A 16148-nucleotide genomic window follows, 5' to 3' on the forward strand; every position below is an offset into this window, starting at 1 on the left:
ATCGTGGTGTCTATGGCGTTCGGCCGGCCACGGCATCCCACTTCAAGCCGAATTTCAGCAGGTACTTGCGCAGGCGGTCGGCGTCGTTGACCACGCTGCGCTGGCTGCGTGATCGGTCGAACAGGCGGCGCCCCGCATCGGACAGCGAAGGCGACTCCCGGCACACGCGCAGCACCGCTTCGAGCTGCATGCGGTCGAACAGATCCAGCGGCTCCAGCACTTCGGCAGACAGCAGGCTTTGCAGGCTGGCGCCGGCCGGTTGCACGGCATCGCCTCTTTGCCACAGCCACTTCAGGCGCTGGATCTCGGCATCGACCAGGGCCGTGGAGATGCGCCCCCCGTCGGCCAGCGTGGCCAGGCGCGTCATGCTGGCCGACAGGTCGCGGAAGTTGCCGCTCCACAGCGCCTCGGGCGAGCGCGCAAAGCGCAGATAGCGCTCGCGGGCCTCCACGTTGAAGCGCACCATCTGGCCGGTCTCGTCGGCCGAGCGCGCGAGCAGGTGGTCCATGTTGGGTTCGATGTCCTCGGGGCGCCCGGCCAGGCCCGGCAGCGCGTAGGACCACAGATTGATGCGCGCGAACAGATCCTCGCGAAAGCGCCCCTGCGCCACGTCGATGCGCAGGTCGCGGTGCGTGCCGGCGACCAGCTGGAAGTCGCTGCTGACCTCGCGGTCACTGCCCATCGGATAGAAGCGCCTTTCCTCCACCGCCTTGAGCAGCATGGCCTGTTCGTCCAGGCCCAGCTCGCCGATTTCGTCCAGGAACAGCACGCCCTGGTGCGCGCTGCGCAGCAGGCCGGCGCGGTCGGCCGCAGCGCCCGTGAACGCGCCCTTCTTGTGGCCGAACAGCACCGAGGCTGCGCCGTCGCCGCGCAGCGTGGCGCAATTGACCTCCACGAAATCGCCCTGCACCTGGTGCCTGGCCTTCTTCAACTCGTACATGCGCCGCGCCAGATGCGACTTGCCCGCACCCGTGGGTCCCGTGAGCAGGATGGGCGCGCGCGAGCGCACGGCCACGCGCTCGATCTCGTCGATCAGCGTGTTGAACCCGGCATTGCGCGTGGCGATGCCGCTCTTGAGAAATTGCACGGCCTCGCTCTGCTCGGCGCCGAAGCGCTGGGCGATCACGTCGTAGCGCGACAGGTCCAGATCGATCAGCGCATAGCTGCCCGGGTCTCCCATGCGCTGGCGCCGGGGTGGCGAGGTCTGGGCCAGCACGCCGGGAATGCGGCGCGACTCCACCAGCAGGAACAGGCAGATCTGTGCCACATGCGTGCCCGTGGTGATGTGCGTCCAGTACTCCTCGCGCTCGGGGTCGAAGCGGTAGGCCTGCGTCCAGTCGAACAGCCGCGCATAGACCTCGCCGAAGTCCCAGGGATCGGCAATGTCCATGGGCACGAGGTTCACCTGGGTCTCGGGCGATGCCGTGGCGATGTCGCCCTGCAGCAGCTGCGCCAGGGCCAGATGGGGCGGCGTGTAGAGCAGCTCCAGCCGCTCCACCACCAGATCCTCGTGCTGCATGAGGGAGAGGGTCGGCCGCCATTTTTCCCAGCGCCCCGCGCCCCTGCCGGAGTCCAGCTGCGTACCCAGAAAGCCGATGACGACCTTTTTCTTTTCCATGTTTCTGTCTAGTTGAATAGCTGAAATTCTAGTTTCTTTGGATTGAAGAAGAAATCAAGAAAAGTGTGATTTGGGATTTATTCAAATAAATCAATGGGTTGGAGAATTGTTTGGCGCCTGAGGCCAGGCTGGCACGCATCTCGCAATAACCAAGGCATCCAGTGCAAGCGGTGACCGCTCACAGGCCGGGGTTGGGGCAAAGGCCCGCCCCGCCGGTGCCGGAAGTCCGGGCCCCCAGGGGCTTGTCGATTTCCCGCATGCCGCACGCCGCAAGCGCTGGGTAACGGCGAGGTTGTGGAAACCGTCCCGCAAGGGACGCCTGGTTCGACTCCAGGCTTGCCAGCCACTGGTAGCTCAGTCTGGTAGAGCACCCTCGCAAGAGGACTGTCGCAGGTTCGATTCCTGTCCACTCTTCCGGCCGCAAGGCCGGGCTATTGAAACGGTCGAAAGACCACCCGCCGAACGCGGGAGGTGGCCACCGGGTTGCGATGCAGCCCCAAGGCCGCCACCCGTCAGCGGCGGCGGCTGTGCCAGGTCCCGGCACGGTCCGCGCCCGCAGCCAGCCACGCTGCAACCTGTTTCCAGGGTTGCCGCCACGGCGCACTGCAAGGCCCGGGCCGTGCCCCCTGGAACCCCGCCGCTGCTGTAACGGCACCCCTGTTGATTGCGGCGAAGACGCCGAACGAGGAGAAGAAGAAATGCTGAAGATCCAACGCATCACCGTCAAGAAGAACGAACGCGCCCTGCTGCTGCGCAATGGCGATTTCGAGCGCGTGCTGCACAGCGGCCGGCACTGGCTGTTTGCCGGCACCGACCAGCTGCGCGTGGAAACCTTTGCCCTGGAGCAGCCCGCCTTCACGCACGGCCTGGCCGACTACCTGATGGCCCAGGAGCCCGCCGTGGTGGCCGCCGAATTCCTGCGCGTGGAACTGTCCGAGACCGAGGCGGGCCTGCGCAGCGAAAACGGCGTGCTGGTCGAGATCCTGCCGCCCGGCACGCGCCGCCTGTACTGGAAGGGACTAGTGGACGTGGGCGTGCAGGTGGTCGACCTGCAGGCCGGCGCCGAGCTGCCCGCCGCCCTGGCGGCGCGCCTGACCCAGACGCAACTGCGCCAGCGCAGCGTGTCCGGCCTCAACGGCGTGCTGCAGGTGCAGGTGCCCGCAGGCCAGTGCGCGCTGCTGACCATCGACGGCAAGGTGGACCGCCTGCTGCAGGCCGGCAGCCATGCGTTCTGGAAGTTCGGCCGCAGCATTGCCGTGGAGCTGGTGGACCTGCGCCTGCAGGCCGTCGAGGTCTCGGGCCAGGACATCATGACCCGCGACAAGGTGAGCCTGCGCCTGAACCTGAGCGCCACCTATCGCCACACCGACGTTCTGCGCGCCTTTGCCCAGCTGCAAAAGCCCGCCGAGCACCTGTACCGGGAGCTGCAGTTCGCACTGCGCGCCGCCGTGGGCACCCGCACGCTCGATGAGCTGCTGGAGAACAAGACGGTGATCGACGACGTGGTGACCGCGCACATGGCGGCCAAGCTGCAGCCCTTCGGCATGGTGGTGGAGAGCGTGGGCGTGAAGGACATCGTGCTGCCCGGCGAGATGAAGGCCATCCTGGCCCAGGTGGTGCAGGCCGAAAAGCAGGCCCAGGCCAACGTGATCCGCCGCCGCGAGGAAACGGCGGCCACGCGCTCGCTGCTCAACACCGCCAAGGTCATGGAGGACAACCCCGTGGCCCTGCGCATGAAGGAGCTGGAGACGCTGGAACGCGTGGCCGAGCGCATCGACAAGATCTCCGTGTTCGGCGGGCTGGATCAGGTGCTCAACGGGCTGGTGAAGATGCGTTGATCACGCGATGAGGCAGGTATGGAGTGGCTGGCGGTGCCGGTTGCTTCATGCCTGCCCTTGAAGGAGAGACACCATGGACAAGAAGATGACATCGAAAAGGATGCAATCGCCTGCAGCGCAAATACAGGAGCGTACAGACGCCCTGGTTGCTGCATCACAGGCGCTCTACCAGAGCTTTGCGGGATACAGGTCGCCGTCGGTAGCGCTGGACGCTTGCGTCACATGCTGCATGGATGCAGACCTGGAGCGCGAGATGCGTCGACTGCCCCTGCGCAGCCTGACCGAGCACCATTTTTACCAATACAACGACGCTGCCAAAAGCGTGGTCCAGCCTGCGGATGAGATCAAGTACCTGGCGCCAAGAATGTTGGAACTGCTGGCGCAGGGCGCAAGGCTGCACCACTCCACCGAGTTGTATCTGGACCGCCTTGGTCGCTGCGAGCCCGGCTCCTTTTCATCGCAGGAAAGCGCGGCGTTGCAAGCCTTTGCTCGCGCCTTCTTTGCCTTGGGGCTGGAGCAGTGGGCTGAGCCGGACACCAGCGTTTTCCAGGGCGAAGAGGCCTTCTCCTTTTTGCTCATGTGGGACTACGCCGGTGTGCCGCTCCAGCCCCTGCTGGACCACTGGCTGACCTGTGACAGCGAGAGCGCCACGCTGCATTTTGTCGATGCATGCTTCTACGAATTCATCTGGGGTGGGCACTGCATCAGCAATGCCTTCGCATCCGATCGCAATGGCTACCGTGCAACGATGGAGCAGTGGCTCTCGCAGACAGGCAACAAGAAGCATTGGGCAGAAAAGCTGCTGCAACTGGCCGAGCGTGGCCCGGCCAGCACCTGGCTGCCTTCAGGCAAGCGCGACCACCAGTGCTACCCGCTGGATGAGCGCATAGGCGCGGTATTCGACGCCATGGCCACTTGAGGCGGAAACACGATTCAACCAAGAACAAAGACATGAAAGAGAACAGCACCATGAACAACTACCAACAGCATGATGTCGAGGGCGGCGTCCCCATCAAGATGTGGACCAAGGGCGTGCCCGTGGAGGACGAGGCGCGCAGGCAGCTGGAGAACGCCGCGCGCCTGCCCGTGGTGTTCAAGCATGTCGCGGCCATGCCCGACGTGCACCTGGGCATAGGCGCCACCGTGGGCTCGGTGATCCCGACCATCAAGGCCATCATCCCGGCGGCCGTGGGCGTGGACATCGGCTGCGGAATGATGGCTGCCAAGACCACGCTGCGCGCCGAGGACCTGCCCGACAACCTGGGCCCGCTGCGCTCGGCCATAGAGCAGGCCGTGCCGCATGGCTCGGTGCCGCGCCACCGGGGCCGCGATCCCGGCAGCTGGGAGAACCCGCCCGTGTCGGTGGACCAGGTCTGGGCCACGCTGGCCGATGAGTTCGACCTGCTGTGCGAGCTGCATCCGCGCCTGGCCAACACCAACAACCGCAAGCACCTGGGAACGCTGGGCAGTGGCAACCACTTCATCGAGATCTGCCTGGACGAGGCGGGCTTCGTGTGGTTCATGCTGCACTCGGGCTCGCGCGGCGTGGGCAATGCCATCGGCACCCATTTCATCGAGCTGGCCAAGAAGGACGCAGAACTCCATCAGCGCAACCTGCCCGACAAGGACCTGGCCTATTTCGAGGAAGGGGCCCGCTACTTTGGCGACTATGTGCGCGGCGTGTCCTGGGCGCAGAAGTTCGCCATGCGCAACCGCGAGGTGATGATGGTCAACCTCATCGCCACGGTGCGCAAGGTGATCGCCAAGCCCTTCGAGTCGCATGTGGAGGCGGTGAACTGCCACCACAACTACGTGCAGCAGGAGCGCCATTTCGGCCAGGACGTGTTCATCACCCGCAAGGGCGCGGTGAGCGCGCGGCGCGGCGAGCTGGGCATCATCCCGGGCAGCATGGGCGCGCGCAGCTATATCGTGCGCGGCCTGGGCAATCCGGAGAGCTTCGAGAGCTGCAGCCACGGTGCGGGCCGCGTGATGAGCCGCACCAAGGCCAAGAAGATGTTCACCGTGGAGGATCACATCAAGGCCACCGAGGGCGTGGAATGCCGCAAGGATGCCAATGTGGTGGACGAGATTCCCATGGCCTACAAGGACATCGATGCGGTCATGGCCGCGCAGCAGGATCTGGTGGAGGTGGTGCACACCCTGAAGCAAGTGGTGTGCGTGAAAGGGTGAGTGGATGAGGGCCCCGGGCTCTCATCCTCCAGAACAGAAAGCAGGATGAGAGCATGAGGGAAGAGAAGGTATTGAGCGCGCATCCGGTCTCCGACGCCATGCGCGCCACGGTGCTGGCCAACCTGGCCGAGGTGGAGCGCAGGCACGAGGTCACGGTGCTGTTTGCCTGCGAGTCGGGCAGCCGCGGCTGGGGATTTGCCTCGCCCGACAGCGACTATGACGTGCGCTTCATCTACGTCCACCGCCTGCCCTGGTATCTGACCGTGGCGCCGGGCCGCGATGTCATAGAGCAGCCGCTCAGCGGCGAGCTCGATGTCAGCGGCTGGGAGCTGCGCAAGGCGCTGGGGCTGCTGCGCGCCTCCAACCCCACGCTGCTCGAATGGCTGCGCTCGCCCGTGGTCTACCGGCAGGAGCAGCCCTGGGCCGAGCGCCTGCATCTGCTGGCCGAGCAGGGCTTTTCGCCGGTGCGCGGCTACCACCACTACGTGGCCATGGCGCGCAAGAACCTGCGCGCCCACCTGCAGGGCGATGTGGTGCGCTACAAGAAGTACTTCTACGTGCTGCGCCCCTTGCTGGCCGCGCGCTGGATACGCGAGGGGCGTGGTACGCCGCCCATGCGCTTTGCACAGCTGGCGGCGGGCACGCTGGAGGATGCAGGCCTGCTGGCCGAGCTCAATGAGCTGCTGGAGCTCAAGATGCGCCTGGGCGAGGCCGCCAAGGGGCCGCGCCGGGTGCGGGTCCATGATTTCCTGGAGCGCGAGCTGGCCCATGCCATGGCCCATGCGCCCGATCCGGGGGAGCAGGCCGATGCGGCGCCGCTGGACCGCTATCTGCGGGATGCCGTGGCGCGCTTTGGCGGCAATGAATGAAAGAGAAAAATGAAAGTGATCGAGATCGACGGCTCCGCCGGGGAGGGCGGAGGCCAGATGCTGCGCAGCGCGCTGGCGCTGTCCATGTGCACGGGCCAGCCCTTTGCCATGCAGCGCATCCGCGCCGGGCGCGCCAAGCCGGGGCTGATGCGCCAGCACCTGGCCTGCGTCAATGCCGCCGCCGAAATCTGCGGCGCCCAGATGCAGGGCGCCGAGATGAATTCGCAGGCGCTGCAATTCACACCGGGGCCGGTGCGTGCGGGCGAGTACCGCTTCGTGATCGCCTCGGCGGGCAGTTGCACCCTGCTGCTGCAGACGCTGTGGCCCGCGCTGATGCTGGCCGATGGCGAAAGCCGCCTGACCCTGGGCGGCGGCACCCATAACCCGGCCGCGCCGCCCTTCCATTTCCTGGAGCGCAGCTATGCGCCGCTGCTGCACAGGCTGGGCGCGCGCTGCGAACTGCGGCTGCGCCGGCTGGGCTTTTATCCGGCCGGTGGCGGCGAGATGGATGTGACGATCACGCCGGCAGCCAATGGGCTGGTGCCTTTCGATATCACCGAACGCGGCGCCCCCGTGGCCAGCCATGCCGAATGCTTTGCGCCCGCGCTGCCACGCGCGGTGGCCCAGCGCGAACTGGACCATCTGGGCCAGGCCCTGGGCTGGTCTGGCGAGCAGCTGCAGGTGGCTGCCGTGCGCCAGAACGAGGGGCCGGGGAACGCGCTGCTGGCCACGCTGGCCTATGAGCACCTGAGTGAAGTGTTCACGCAGTTCGGCATGAAGGGCGTCAGCGCCGAAAAGGTGGCGCATGACCTGGCACGCGAGGTGCGCCGCCACCAAGGCAGCCGGGCCGCGCTGGGCCCGTACCTGGCCGACCAATGGGCCCTGCCGCTGGCGCTGGCAGTCTGGCGCAGCGGGCGCGGTGCCAGCTACACCTGCACGGAACTGACGCGGCATGCGCGCAGCAATTTCGAGGTGATCGAGCGCTTTGTGCCTGTGCGCTTCGCCACAGATGCAGGGGGCGACGGCTGGCGTGTTTCGCTCTCGCCAGCCTGAGCGGGGTCAGCGATCGGCCCGCACCAGCGTGCTCTTGCCGAACAGGCTCTCCAGCAGGTCCACCACCAGTTCTGCCGTCTGGTTGCGCACATCCAGCGCGGGATTGAGCTCCACCAGATCCATCGAGCCCAGGCGTCCGGTGTCGGCCAGCATCTCCATGCACAGCTGGGCCTCGCGGTAGCTGGGGCCGCCGCGCACGGGGGTGCCGGTGCCGGGCGCGATGTCGGGATCGAGGTAGTCCACGTCGAAGCTCAGGTGCAGGTGGGTGTCGCTGCCTTCCAGGTCTTCCAGCGCGCGGCGCATGACCTCGCGCATGCCCAGCTCGTCGATGGCGCGCATGTCATAGACCTCCACGCCCAGCGAATGCAGCAGGCGCTTTTCCTGGTCATCCACGCTGCGCAGGCCGATCTGGCACAGCGAGGCGGCTGCCAGCGCCGGATCGCCGCCCTGGGACAGCGCGGTGAGCGCCGCGGGCCCCAGGCCGCACAGGCTAGCCACGGGCATGCCGTGCAGGTTGCCGCTGGGCGAGATATCGGGCGTGTTGCAGTCGGCGTGGGCGTCCAGCCAGATCACGCGCAGCGCGCGGCCCAGGCGGCGGCAGTGGGCGGCCACGGCGCTGATCGAGCCCATGGCCAGGCTGTGGTCGCCGCCCAGCATCAGCGGCAGCTCGCCATCGTCCAGCGCCTGGCCCACGGCCTGGTGCACGGCCTGCATCCAGGCACGGGCCGGTGCGAGGTGGCGCAGCCCCTGCTCGGGCGGTGTCTGCGGATTGGGCGGGCCTGCCAGATTGCCGATGTCGCTCACCTGGCAGCCCAGCTGGCGCAGCGCCGGGCCCAGGCCGGCCACGCGCAGTGCGTCCGGCCCCATGGCGCTGCCCAGGCGGCTGGCGCCGATGTCGGTGGGCACGCCTATGAGTCTCAGGGCGCGTGCGGTCTGCGGGGTCGTATGGGTGTTCATGCTCATGGGACCCATGGTATGCAGTCCCCGTGTCAGCCAAAGCCGCGTTTTGCCTGACCGGCCTCGCGCACCAGCCTGTACAGATCGCGGGGGTCGGCCAGCGCAGGCACCAGGTCGATCGACTGCATCAGCCCGGTGTCGTGGGCCAGTGCGCGCAACCAGCGTAGGGCCGAATAGTCCTCCAGCGCAAAGCCCACGGAGTCGAACAGCGTGATCTCCGTGTCATGCCCGCGGCCCGGCGCCTGGCCGTTGATGACCTGCCACAGCTCGGTCACGGGCGCGTCGGCGGGCAACTGCTGCAGCTCGCCTTCCACGCGCGTCTGGGGCGTGAACTCCACGAAGATGCGCGCGCGCCGCAGCAGTGCCAGGGGCAGCTCGGTCTTGCCGGGGCAATCGCCGCCGACGGCGTTGATGTGGGTGCCCGGGCGCACGTCGGCATCGGCGATCACGCAGGCGCGGTGCTTGGCGGCCGTCACCGTGGTCACGATGTCGGCGCCCTCCAGGGCCTCGGCGCTGCTGGCGCAGCAGGTGATGCGCTGGGCCGCGATGCCCGCATGGCCCAGGTTGTCCACCAGCTTGCGCATGGCCTGGACATCGATGTCGAAGATGCGCAGCCGTTCCACGCCCAGCAGGTGGGTGAAGGCCAGGGCCTGGAATTCGGACTGCGATCCTGCGCCTATCAGCGCCATGCTGCGGCAGCCCGGCCGCGCCAGCCGGCGCGCGGCCAGCGCCGAGGTGGCGGCAGTGCGCAGCGCCGTGGCCAGCGTCAGGTCGGACAGGAAGACCGGCAGGCCCGTGGCCACGTCGGCCAGGGCGCCGAAGGCCATCACCGTGGGCAGGTCCCGATCGGCGTTGTCCGGGTGGCCGTTGACGTACTTGAAGGCGTAGTCGAGCGCATCGGACACGGGCATGAGCTCGATCACGCCGCCGGGCGAATGGTGGGCGATGCGGGCCGATTTCTCGAAATCGGGCCAGCGCGCGAAGTCTTCCTCGATGGCATCGGCCAGGCCGGCCAGGCAGGCGGCAACGCCGACCTGCGCCACCAGGCGTGCGGCCTGCGTGGCGCCGAGGAAATCCGTGTGGACGGGCGTGGTTCGAGGCTTCATGGTGCTCTCCCTCGCGGTTGCTTCCACTGTAGGCCCGGGCCGAAGCGCAGGCAAGCGGGTTTCGGCTGGCGCCTGCGCGGGGAATCGCGGTGCGCGTATGCTCGGCACCCAAGCTATGAACCAACTGCATCTGTTTTTGCCCTGCGCCGCCGGCGTTGAGGGATTTCTGGCCGACGAGGTCCACGCGATCACCGGCCTGAGCGGCCACGACCTCATGGTGGGCCGTGGCGGCGTGATGGTGCGCGGCCTGTGGCGCGACGCCCTGCTGCTGAACCTGCACAGCCGACTGGCCCAGCGCGTGCTGGTGCAGCTGTCGCAGACCCTGTACCGCAACGAGAACGACCTGTACCGCGCTGCCAGCGAAGTGGCCTGGGAGATCTGGTTCTCCCCGCGCGAGAGCTTCAAGATCGAGGTCACGGCCCAGCACAGCCCGCTGACCAGCCTCAACTTCGCGGCGCTGCGCGTCAAGGACGCCATTGCCGACCGCTTCCGCGACAAGAAGGGCGTGCGCCCCGACGTGGAAACGCGCCACCCCGACGTGCGCGTGCACCTGCACCTGACGACCGACGAGGCCACCATCTACATCGACACCTCGGGCGAGGCGCTGTTCAAGCGCGGCTGGCGCGAGGACAAGGGCGATGCGCCGCTCAAGGAAACCCTGGCCGCGGCCATGATCGCCGCCACGGGCTGGGACCCGCATGGCGACGATCCCCAGCCGCTGTACGACCCCTGCTGCGGCAGCGGCACGGTGCTGATCGAGGCCGCGCAGATTGCACGCCGCATTCCGGCCGGCATCCTGCGGCGCTTCGCGTTCGAGAAGCTGGTGCCCTTCCAGAGGCATGTGTGGGAAGCCATGCTGGACGAGGCCGAGGCCGCCATCCTGCCCGACAGCCCCGTGGCCATCTATGGCTCCGACGTGTCCCACCGCATGGTGGACTTTGCCCAGCGCAACGCCGAGCGTGCGGGCGTGGGCCAGACCGTGCAGCTGCGCGGTGGCGACGCGCTGCAGCGCATGCCGCCTTGCGAGCAGCCCGGCCTGATGCTGCTGAACCCGCCCTATGGCGAGCGCATTGCCGCAGCCGGCTCGGCCGGCCGCAGCGCCGGCGAACGCATGGAAGTGGTCGAGCGCGCGGGCCGCGAGACGGCCCAGACCGAGGACGGCGTGGAATTCTTCAGCCAGCTGGCCACCCACTGGAAGAAGAACTACAGCGGCTGGAGCGCCTGGATGCTCACGCCCGACCTCAAGCTGCCCGGCAAGATGCGCCTGAAGGAGGCGCGCCGCACGCCCATGTGGAACGGGCCCATCGAATGCCGGCTGTTCCGCTTCGACATGATCCGTGGCGCAGTCAAGCCCAGAAAGGCCGCCGAAGGCCCGGCAGAGGGCGCCGCGCCATGAAGATCGTGCTGCGCTGGCCGCAGTGCAACGACGGCTACGAAGGTCCCCTGCCCCGGCCCGTGGTGCTTGATACCAATGTGGTCCTTGACATGCTGATCTTCGACGATCCGCATGTCCCCCCCATCCGCGAACTGGTGGAGCAGGGACAGATGCGCTGGATCGCCGACCAGGCCCAGCGCCTCGAGCTCGAACGCGTGCTGCACTACAGCCAGATCGCGCCGCGCGTGGCCTTCTACGGCAAGACGGTCGAGGGCGTGCTCTCGGCCTTTGACGGAGCGGTCGAGTACGTGGCCGATGCGCCGCGCATCCGCTTTGCCTGCACCGACCCCGACGACCAGCATTTCCTGGACCTGGCCAGCCAGCACCAGGCGCTGCTGATCAGCAAGGACAAGGCCGTGCTCAAGCTGCGCAAGCGCGTGGCCGGCCTGGGCGCCACCGTGGGCAACATCCTGCTGGCCGAGCAGGAAGAGGCGCTGGCCGCCTGACGCCCTGGATGCTGTTGTGCAGCAACCACCCAGGCGGCAACGGGGCAACAGGCTGGGTGCGGCCGGCTTGAAGGCTTTCTCCTAAACTGGCGGCCATGCAGCAAGGCGCAAGCCCTTCTGCCAGGAGGACGGCCTCCCCCACATCGGGACATGCATGCGCCGGGACGACCCGGCTTCACAAGGAGTTTTCCATGGCATGGGTCTATCTGTTGGTGGCGGGGCTGCTCGAAGTGGTCTGGGCGTTCTCGATGAAGCAATCGCACGGCTTCACGCGGCTGGTGCCCAGCGCCATCACCATCGTCACCATGATCGCCAGCTTCGGCCTGCTGGCCGTGGCCATGCGCAGCCTGCCGCTGGGCACGGCCTACACGATCTGGACCGGCATCGGCGCCGTGGGCGCCTTCCTGGTCGGCATCACGGTCCTGGGCGAGCAGGTCAGCGCCATGCGCATCGGCGCGGCCGTGCTCATCGTCTCGGGCCTGGTGCTGATGAAGCTGTCCTCGGACTGAGCGGGGCCGCCCCCTGCCGGCCAGGCCGGCAGGAGGTCGGGGACCGGGCTCAGAACCTGGCTCAGAAGCGGTATTTGACGCCCACCATCAGATTGCGCGGCGTGCCGTAGTGGCTGTAGTAGCCCGCGTAGCTGAAGTACTTGCGGTCCAGCGCGTTGTTCAGGTGCACCGACGCACTCCAGTGCCGGTCGATGTCATAGCGTGCCATCAGGTTCACCACGGCATAGCTGGCCTGGCGCACCGTGGCGTCGCCTACCTCGCTTTGCCAGTTCACTCCGCCGCCCAGTGTCAGCCCCTGTAGTGCGCCGCCCAGGCGGTAGCTGCTGAAGAGCTTGACGCTGTTGCGCGGCAGCATGGTGTTGATGCGCTGGCCCTCTGCATTCGTGGTCAGGGTGTTGGCATAGCCGGCAGAGACCTGCCAGCCCGGCGCCAGCTCGCCGCTCAGTTCCACCTCCAGCCCCTGGGAGGTGGTGTTCTGCTCGGCCTTGTAGACATTGCTGCCCGGGAATTGCGCCTGCCACACCGCCAGGTTGTCCTGCTTGAGGTTGAACAGGGCCAGGCTGGAGTTGAGCTTGCCGTCCAGGTGCCTGCCCTTGATGCCGACCTCCAGTCCCCGCCCTTCCATGGGCGCCAGCGTGGCATTGTTCTCGTCGCGTACCCAGGAGGCCTGGGGATTGAAGATCTTGGTGTAGCTGGCGTACAGCGCCCATTGGGGCGTCATGTCGTAGACGGCTCCCACGTAGGGGATGAAGGCGCCGTTTTCCCGGGCGCGGGTGGTGGTGGCTTCCCCTGTGTCCGGCGTGCTGGCGGTGTCGCGCCCCCAGTAGATCTGGCGGCTGCCCAGGATCAGGCGCAGCGGCTCGGAGATGCGGAAACGTCCGGTCAGATAGCCTGCGTACTGGTGCTCCTTGGTGGAGAACCGGCCGCTGGCCGCGAAGTCGGGCACGGGATTGCTGCCGTCATAGGTGAACAGGTTGTCTATGCGGCCTGCGGCCGAGTCGGAGTAGTCGTAGAGCCAGCTGCCGGAGGTGGGTCCCTTGTCCTCGAAGCGCGACAGCGTCAGGCCGGCGATCAACTCGTGCTCGCGGCCGAACAGTTTGAGCGGGCCGGTCAGGTACATGTCGAGGTTGTGCTGGCGCGGCTGGCCCTGAAAGCGCACGGGCAGCAGGCTGGTGCCGCTGCCATCGGCCTGCAGCGTGCCGTTGAGGTAGGTGTAGACCGAGTCGTAGCGGTCCTGGCCGTAGGCGTACTCGACCTTGCCGGTCCAGCCGCCGCTCAGCTCGCGCTCGATGGAGGTGAAGAAGCCGCTTTGCTCATGGTTGTTGTACGACCAGTTCGGCGATCCGTTCAGGGCGCGGGGCAGCCGGGTGGCACTGCCGTCCGGAAACCGCGACGGCAGGCCCGAACGCATCGGCGCATCCACATCGTTGCGCAGGTAGCTGAAGCCCACGGTCCACAGGGTCCGGTCGTCGAGATCGACCTCGGCGATGCCGTACAGCAGGCGCGAGTCCTGGTGGTAGCGCTCCAGCCAGGCATCGCCCGATTGGTAGTCCGCGACCAGGCGCGCGCGGGCCGAGCCGTCCTGGTTCAGCGGGCGGGAGATGTCCAGGCCCGCGCCTCGGCGTCCCCAGCTGCCGGCATCGACATTGAGTTGCGTCTGGGGCCTGGCCGTGGGGCGCTTGCGGATCAGGTTGATGGTGGCCGAGGGGTTGCCCATGCCGCTGATGAGGCCCGTGGCGCCGCGCACGATCTCCACGCGGTCGTACATGGCCATGTGCTGGGTGTACTGGTTCAGGCCCGCAGCCGTGGGCACGCCATCGATCTCGTAGTTCTGGATCTCGAAACCCCGCGACCAGTAGCCGTCGCTTTCGGCACCCAGGCCGTCGCGCGTGACGATGATGCCGGGCGCTGCCTCCAGCATGTCGCTGAGCCGCGTGGTGCCCAGATCCTCCAGCCGCTGGCGCGTCATCACGGTCAGCGCCTGGGGCGTCTCCTGGGGAGCCAGGTTCAGGCGCGTGGAGCTGCTGGACGATGCCGTGGTGTAGGAGTCCGTGCCCTCCGTGGTCGAGCCCGGGGCCTTGCCGGACACGGTCACCGTGGCCAGGCCGATGCCTTGCTCCGGCAAAGGCGCTGCCGACGCAGGCAGGGCGCTGGCCTGGGGCGCTGGCCGCACGCCGAGCACGCCCTGGGCATCGCGCGTGAGCACCAGGCCGCTGCCGGCCAGCGCGGCCTGCAGCGCCTGCTCCGCCGTGTAGCTGCCCTGGATCGCCGGCGCCTGCTTGCCCGAGGCCAGGGCGGGGTCCAGCGACAGCGTGCGGCCGCTGTGCTGGCCAATGGCCAGCAGCGTCCGGGCCAGCGGCCCGGCTGGCAGGTCATAGCGTTGGCGCTGGGCGGCTTCGGCGCCGGAGGCTACCGCGGCCTCCTGGGCGGTCTGGGCCTGGGCGGGCAGGGTGGCGATGAGGGCGGCCAGGGCTGCGGCATGGGCCACGGGGCGCCATGCGAAAAGAGAGCGGGACATGCTTGTGGACTCCGGAGAATGGGGGATGACACAGGACATGTCGCGCGAGCGGGCCGGATGTGATCACCCCTGGCGCAGTTTTTTTGGAGCCCCGCGTTGACCGGGCCTCAGGCCGCATCGATCAGCGTCAGCCAGCCGCCGCGATAGCGCGTCACGCGGATGGGCAGGCTGCTGGCCAGCGCCTGCAGCGCACGGTCGGTATCGTCCAGCGGGAAGGTGCCCAGCACGCGAAGCCGGGAGGCGGCAGGGGCGACGCGCAACAGGCCGGTCCGGTAAGGCCGCAGGGCTTCGACCACCGAGTCCAGCGGCCAATCGTCCACGGCCAGCATGCCGCTTTGCCAGGCCGCTGCCGCCTCGGCGCGCGCCAGGGCCTCGGAAATGGCGGCCCCGTCCATCCAGGCGCTGGCGCCGGCCTGCAGCGGGGACTGTGCGCCCAGCCGTGTGTGCAGGTCCACGTCCTGCGCGAGCGCGGCCACCTGCGTGCGCTCTTCCTGCTGGCGCACCATGAAGCGCGCGCCGTGCGCTGCCGGCACCTGGGCCTGGCCATGCCGGGTCTGCACGGTGAAGGGGCTGCCGGCCGGCACCTGCGCGATCAGCGCGCCCTGGCGCAGATGCACGCGGCGGCGGTCGGCGCCCAGGTCGATATCGATGGCGCTGCGCGCGTCCAGCAGCAGCCGGCTGCCGTCGGCCAACTCCAGGCTGCGCCGCTCGGCCGTGGCGGTATGGGCATCGGCCAGCAGGCCGGGCAGCGGCGTGAAGCGGTGGGCCACCAAGCCTCCCAGGGCCGCGCCCGCAAAGGCCAGTGCGCCGCCCGCAATGCGCCTGCGGCGGCGGTCGGGCTGCAGCAGTGCGTTCAGCGCTGCATCGGCTGACGCATGGCTGGAGGTGTGGGGCGCCAGCGGTTGGAGCACGCGCTCCAGCGAGCCGCTCACCTGGGACCACGCGGCTTCGTGGGCCGGGTCGGCCTGTCGCCAACGGTCCAGGGCCTTGCGCTGGTGCTCGGTCATGGCTCCCGAGCGCGACTCCACCAGCCAGGCGATGGCCTGCTGGCGCAGGGCGGCGGCCGAGGTGGCACTCATTGCGGCAGCGCCGTTGCGCAGTCCAGTGCGCAGCAGGCGGCTATGGCGCGGCCCATGTGGCGCCGCACGGTGATCTCGGCAATGCCCAGGCGCAGCGCGATGTCGCGGTAAGGCATGTCGTGCAACTGATTGAGCAGCAGCACGCGGCGCGTGGTGGGTGGCAGCGACTGCAGCACGCGGTCCACGGCCTGCAGCGCCTGCACGATGGCATAGCGCTCCTCTTCCGAGGGCATGTGCATGGCGGGCTGGGCCGCCAGCGCCTCCAGGTAGGCCTGCTCCAGGTCGCGCCTGCGCCAGAAGGAGAACAGCGTGCGCTTGGCCATGGTGGTCAGGTAGGCGCGCGGGTTGTCCAGCGGTGGAAGGTGGCGGGTGGTGAGCAGTTGCACGAAGGTGTCGTGCGTCAGGTCCTGCGCCTGTGCGGTGTCGCCCAGCTTGCGGCGCAGCCAGCCTTGCAGCCAGCCATGGTGGTCTGCGTAGAGCACGGCGACGGGAGGTGGCGGCAGGGAATGGGCGGGCATGCGGCAGGACAG

General features: G+C 68.2%; 14 protein-coding genes. 8 read left to right on the plus strand and 6 right to left on the minus strand.

Annotated features, from left to right (window positions below; all coding sequences use genetic code 11):
* Positions 1-10: 10 nt before the first annotated feature.
* Positions 11-1618 (minus strand): RNA repair transcriptional activator RtcR, encoded by a 1608-nt coding sequence (gene rtcR / locus IAE24_RS06380; protein WP_097204336.1) that lies wholly within the window; start codon positions 1616-1618, stop codon positions 11-13.
* 698 nt (positions 1619-2316) lie between these two features.
* Here rtcR and IAE24_RS06385 point away from each other — a divergent pair.
* The 5 genes from IAE24_RS06385 to rtcA all read left to right on the plus strand — a co-directional run bounded on the left by IAE24_RS06385 (position 2317) and on the right by rtcA (position 7568).
* The gene (locus tag IAE24_RS06385; protein WP_199960486.1) at positions 2317-3456 is read left to right on the plus strand and encodes a slipin family protein; all 1140 of its coding nucleotides are present in this window, start codon (positions 2317-2319) and stop codon (positions 3454-3456) included.
* A 73-nt stretch (positions 3457-3529) separates the two neighbouring features.
* Entirely contained in the window at positions 3530-4375 is an 846-nt protein-coding gene (locus IAE24_RS06390; RefSeq protein WP_012202609.1) for a hypothetical protein, read from the plus strand.
* A 32-nt stretch (positions 4376-4407) separates the two neighbouring features.
* Positions 4408-5646: an RtcB family protein gene (locus tag IAE24_RS06395; RefSeq protein ID WP_199960485.1), complete on the plus strand. Its 1239-nt coding sequence runs from the start codon at positions 4408-4410 to the stop codon at positions 5644-5646.
* A gap of 53 nt (positions 5647-5699) precedes the next feature.
* A complete protein-coding gene (locus IAE24_RS06400) occupies positions 5700-6515 on the plus strand; it encodes a nucleotidyltransferase domain-containing protein (protein WP_199960484.1) in 816 nt (271 codons plus the stop codon).
* Positions 6516-6524: 9 nt separating this feature from the next.
* Positions 6525-7568, plus strand: coding sequence for an RNA 3'-terminal phosphate cyclase (gene rtcA / locus IAE24_RS06405; RefSeq protein WP_199960483.1), 1044 nt, complete (start codon positions 6525-6527; stop codon positions 7566-7568).
* A 6-nt stretch (positions 7569-7574) separates the two neighbouring features.
* On the opposite strand, the gene rocF is transcribed toward rtcA, so the two are convergent.
* Complete coding sequence (gene rocF, locus IAE24_RS06410; RefSeq protein WP_034389523.1) at positions 7575-8540, minus strand: arginase; 966 nt, start codon at positions 8538-8540, stop codon at positions 7575-7577.
* 17 nt (positions 8541-8557) lie between these two features.
* On the minus strand, positions 8558-9631 hold the full coding sequence (locus tag IAE24_RS06415; RefSeq protein ID WP_199960482.1) for an ornithine cyclodeaminase: 1074 nt from the start codon (positions 9629-9631) through the stop codon (positions 8558-8560).
* Positions 9632-9746: 115 nt separating this feature from the next.
* Between IAE24_RS06415 and IAE24_RS06420 the strand changes: the two genes are divergently transcribed.
* The 3 genes from IAE24_RS06420 (at position 9747) to sugE (ending at position 12021) form a co-directional block, all read left to right on the plus strand.
* Positions 9747-11027, plus strand: coding sequence for a THUMP domain-containing class I SAM-dependent RNA methyltransferase (locus IAE24_RS06420; RefSeq protein ID WP_123694669.1), 1281 nt, complete (start codon positions 9747-9749; stop codon positions 11025-11027).
* Entirely contained in the window at positions 11024-11512 is a 489-nt protein-coding gene (locus IAE24_RS06425; protein ID WP_012202616.1) for a putative toxin-antitoxin system toxin component, PIN family, read from the plus strand. Before IAE24_RS06420 ends, IAE24_RS06425 begins: the two co-directional genes overlap by 4 nt.
* A 191-nt stretch (positions 11513-11703) precedes the next feature.
* Positions 11704-12021, plus strand: coding sequence for a quaternary ammonium compound efflux SMR transporter SugE (sugE, locus tag IAE24_RS06430; RefSeq protein ID WP_012202617.1), 318 nt, complete (start codon positions 11704-11706; stop codon positions 12019-12021).
* A gap of 61 nt (positions 12022-12082) precedes the next feature.
* Here sugE and IAE24_RS06435 read toward each other — a convergent pair whose 3' ends face one another.
* The 3 genes from IAE24_RS06435 to IAE24_RS06445 form a co-directional block, all read right to left on the minus strand.
* Positions 12083-14539: a TonB-dependent siderophore receptor gene (locus IAE24_RS06435; protein WP_199960481.1), complete on the minus strand. Its 2457-nt coding sequence runs from the start codon at positions 14537-14539 to the stop codon at positions 12083-12085.
* Between the two features lie 107 nt (positions 14540-14646).
* Positions 14647-15618 (minus strand): FecR domain-containing protein, encoded by a 972-nt coding sequence (locus IAE24_RS06440; RefSeq protein ID WP_199960480.1) that lies wholly within the window; start codon positions 15616-15618, stop codon positions 14647-14649.
* Positions 15615-16136 carry a sigma-70 family RNA polymerase sigma factor gene (locus IAE24_RS06445; RefSeq protein ID WP_199960479.1) on the minus strand — a complete coding sequence of 174 codons (522 nt, stop codon included), beginning with the start codon at positions 16134-16136 and terminating at the stop codon, positions 15615-15617. The genes IAE24_RS06440 and IAE24_RS06445 overlap by 4 nt, the downstream gene beginning before the upstream one ends.
* Between the last annotated feature and the right edge of the window lie 12 nt (positions 16137-16148).

This window comes from Delftia sp. S65, from assembly GCF_016516495.1.
GTDB classification, from domain to species: domain Bacteria; phylum Pseudomonadota; class Gammaproteobacteria; order Burkholderiales; family Burkholderiaceae_C; genus Comamonas; species Comamonas acidovorans.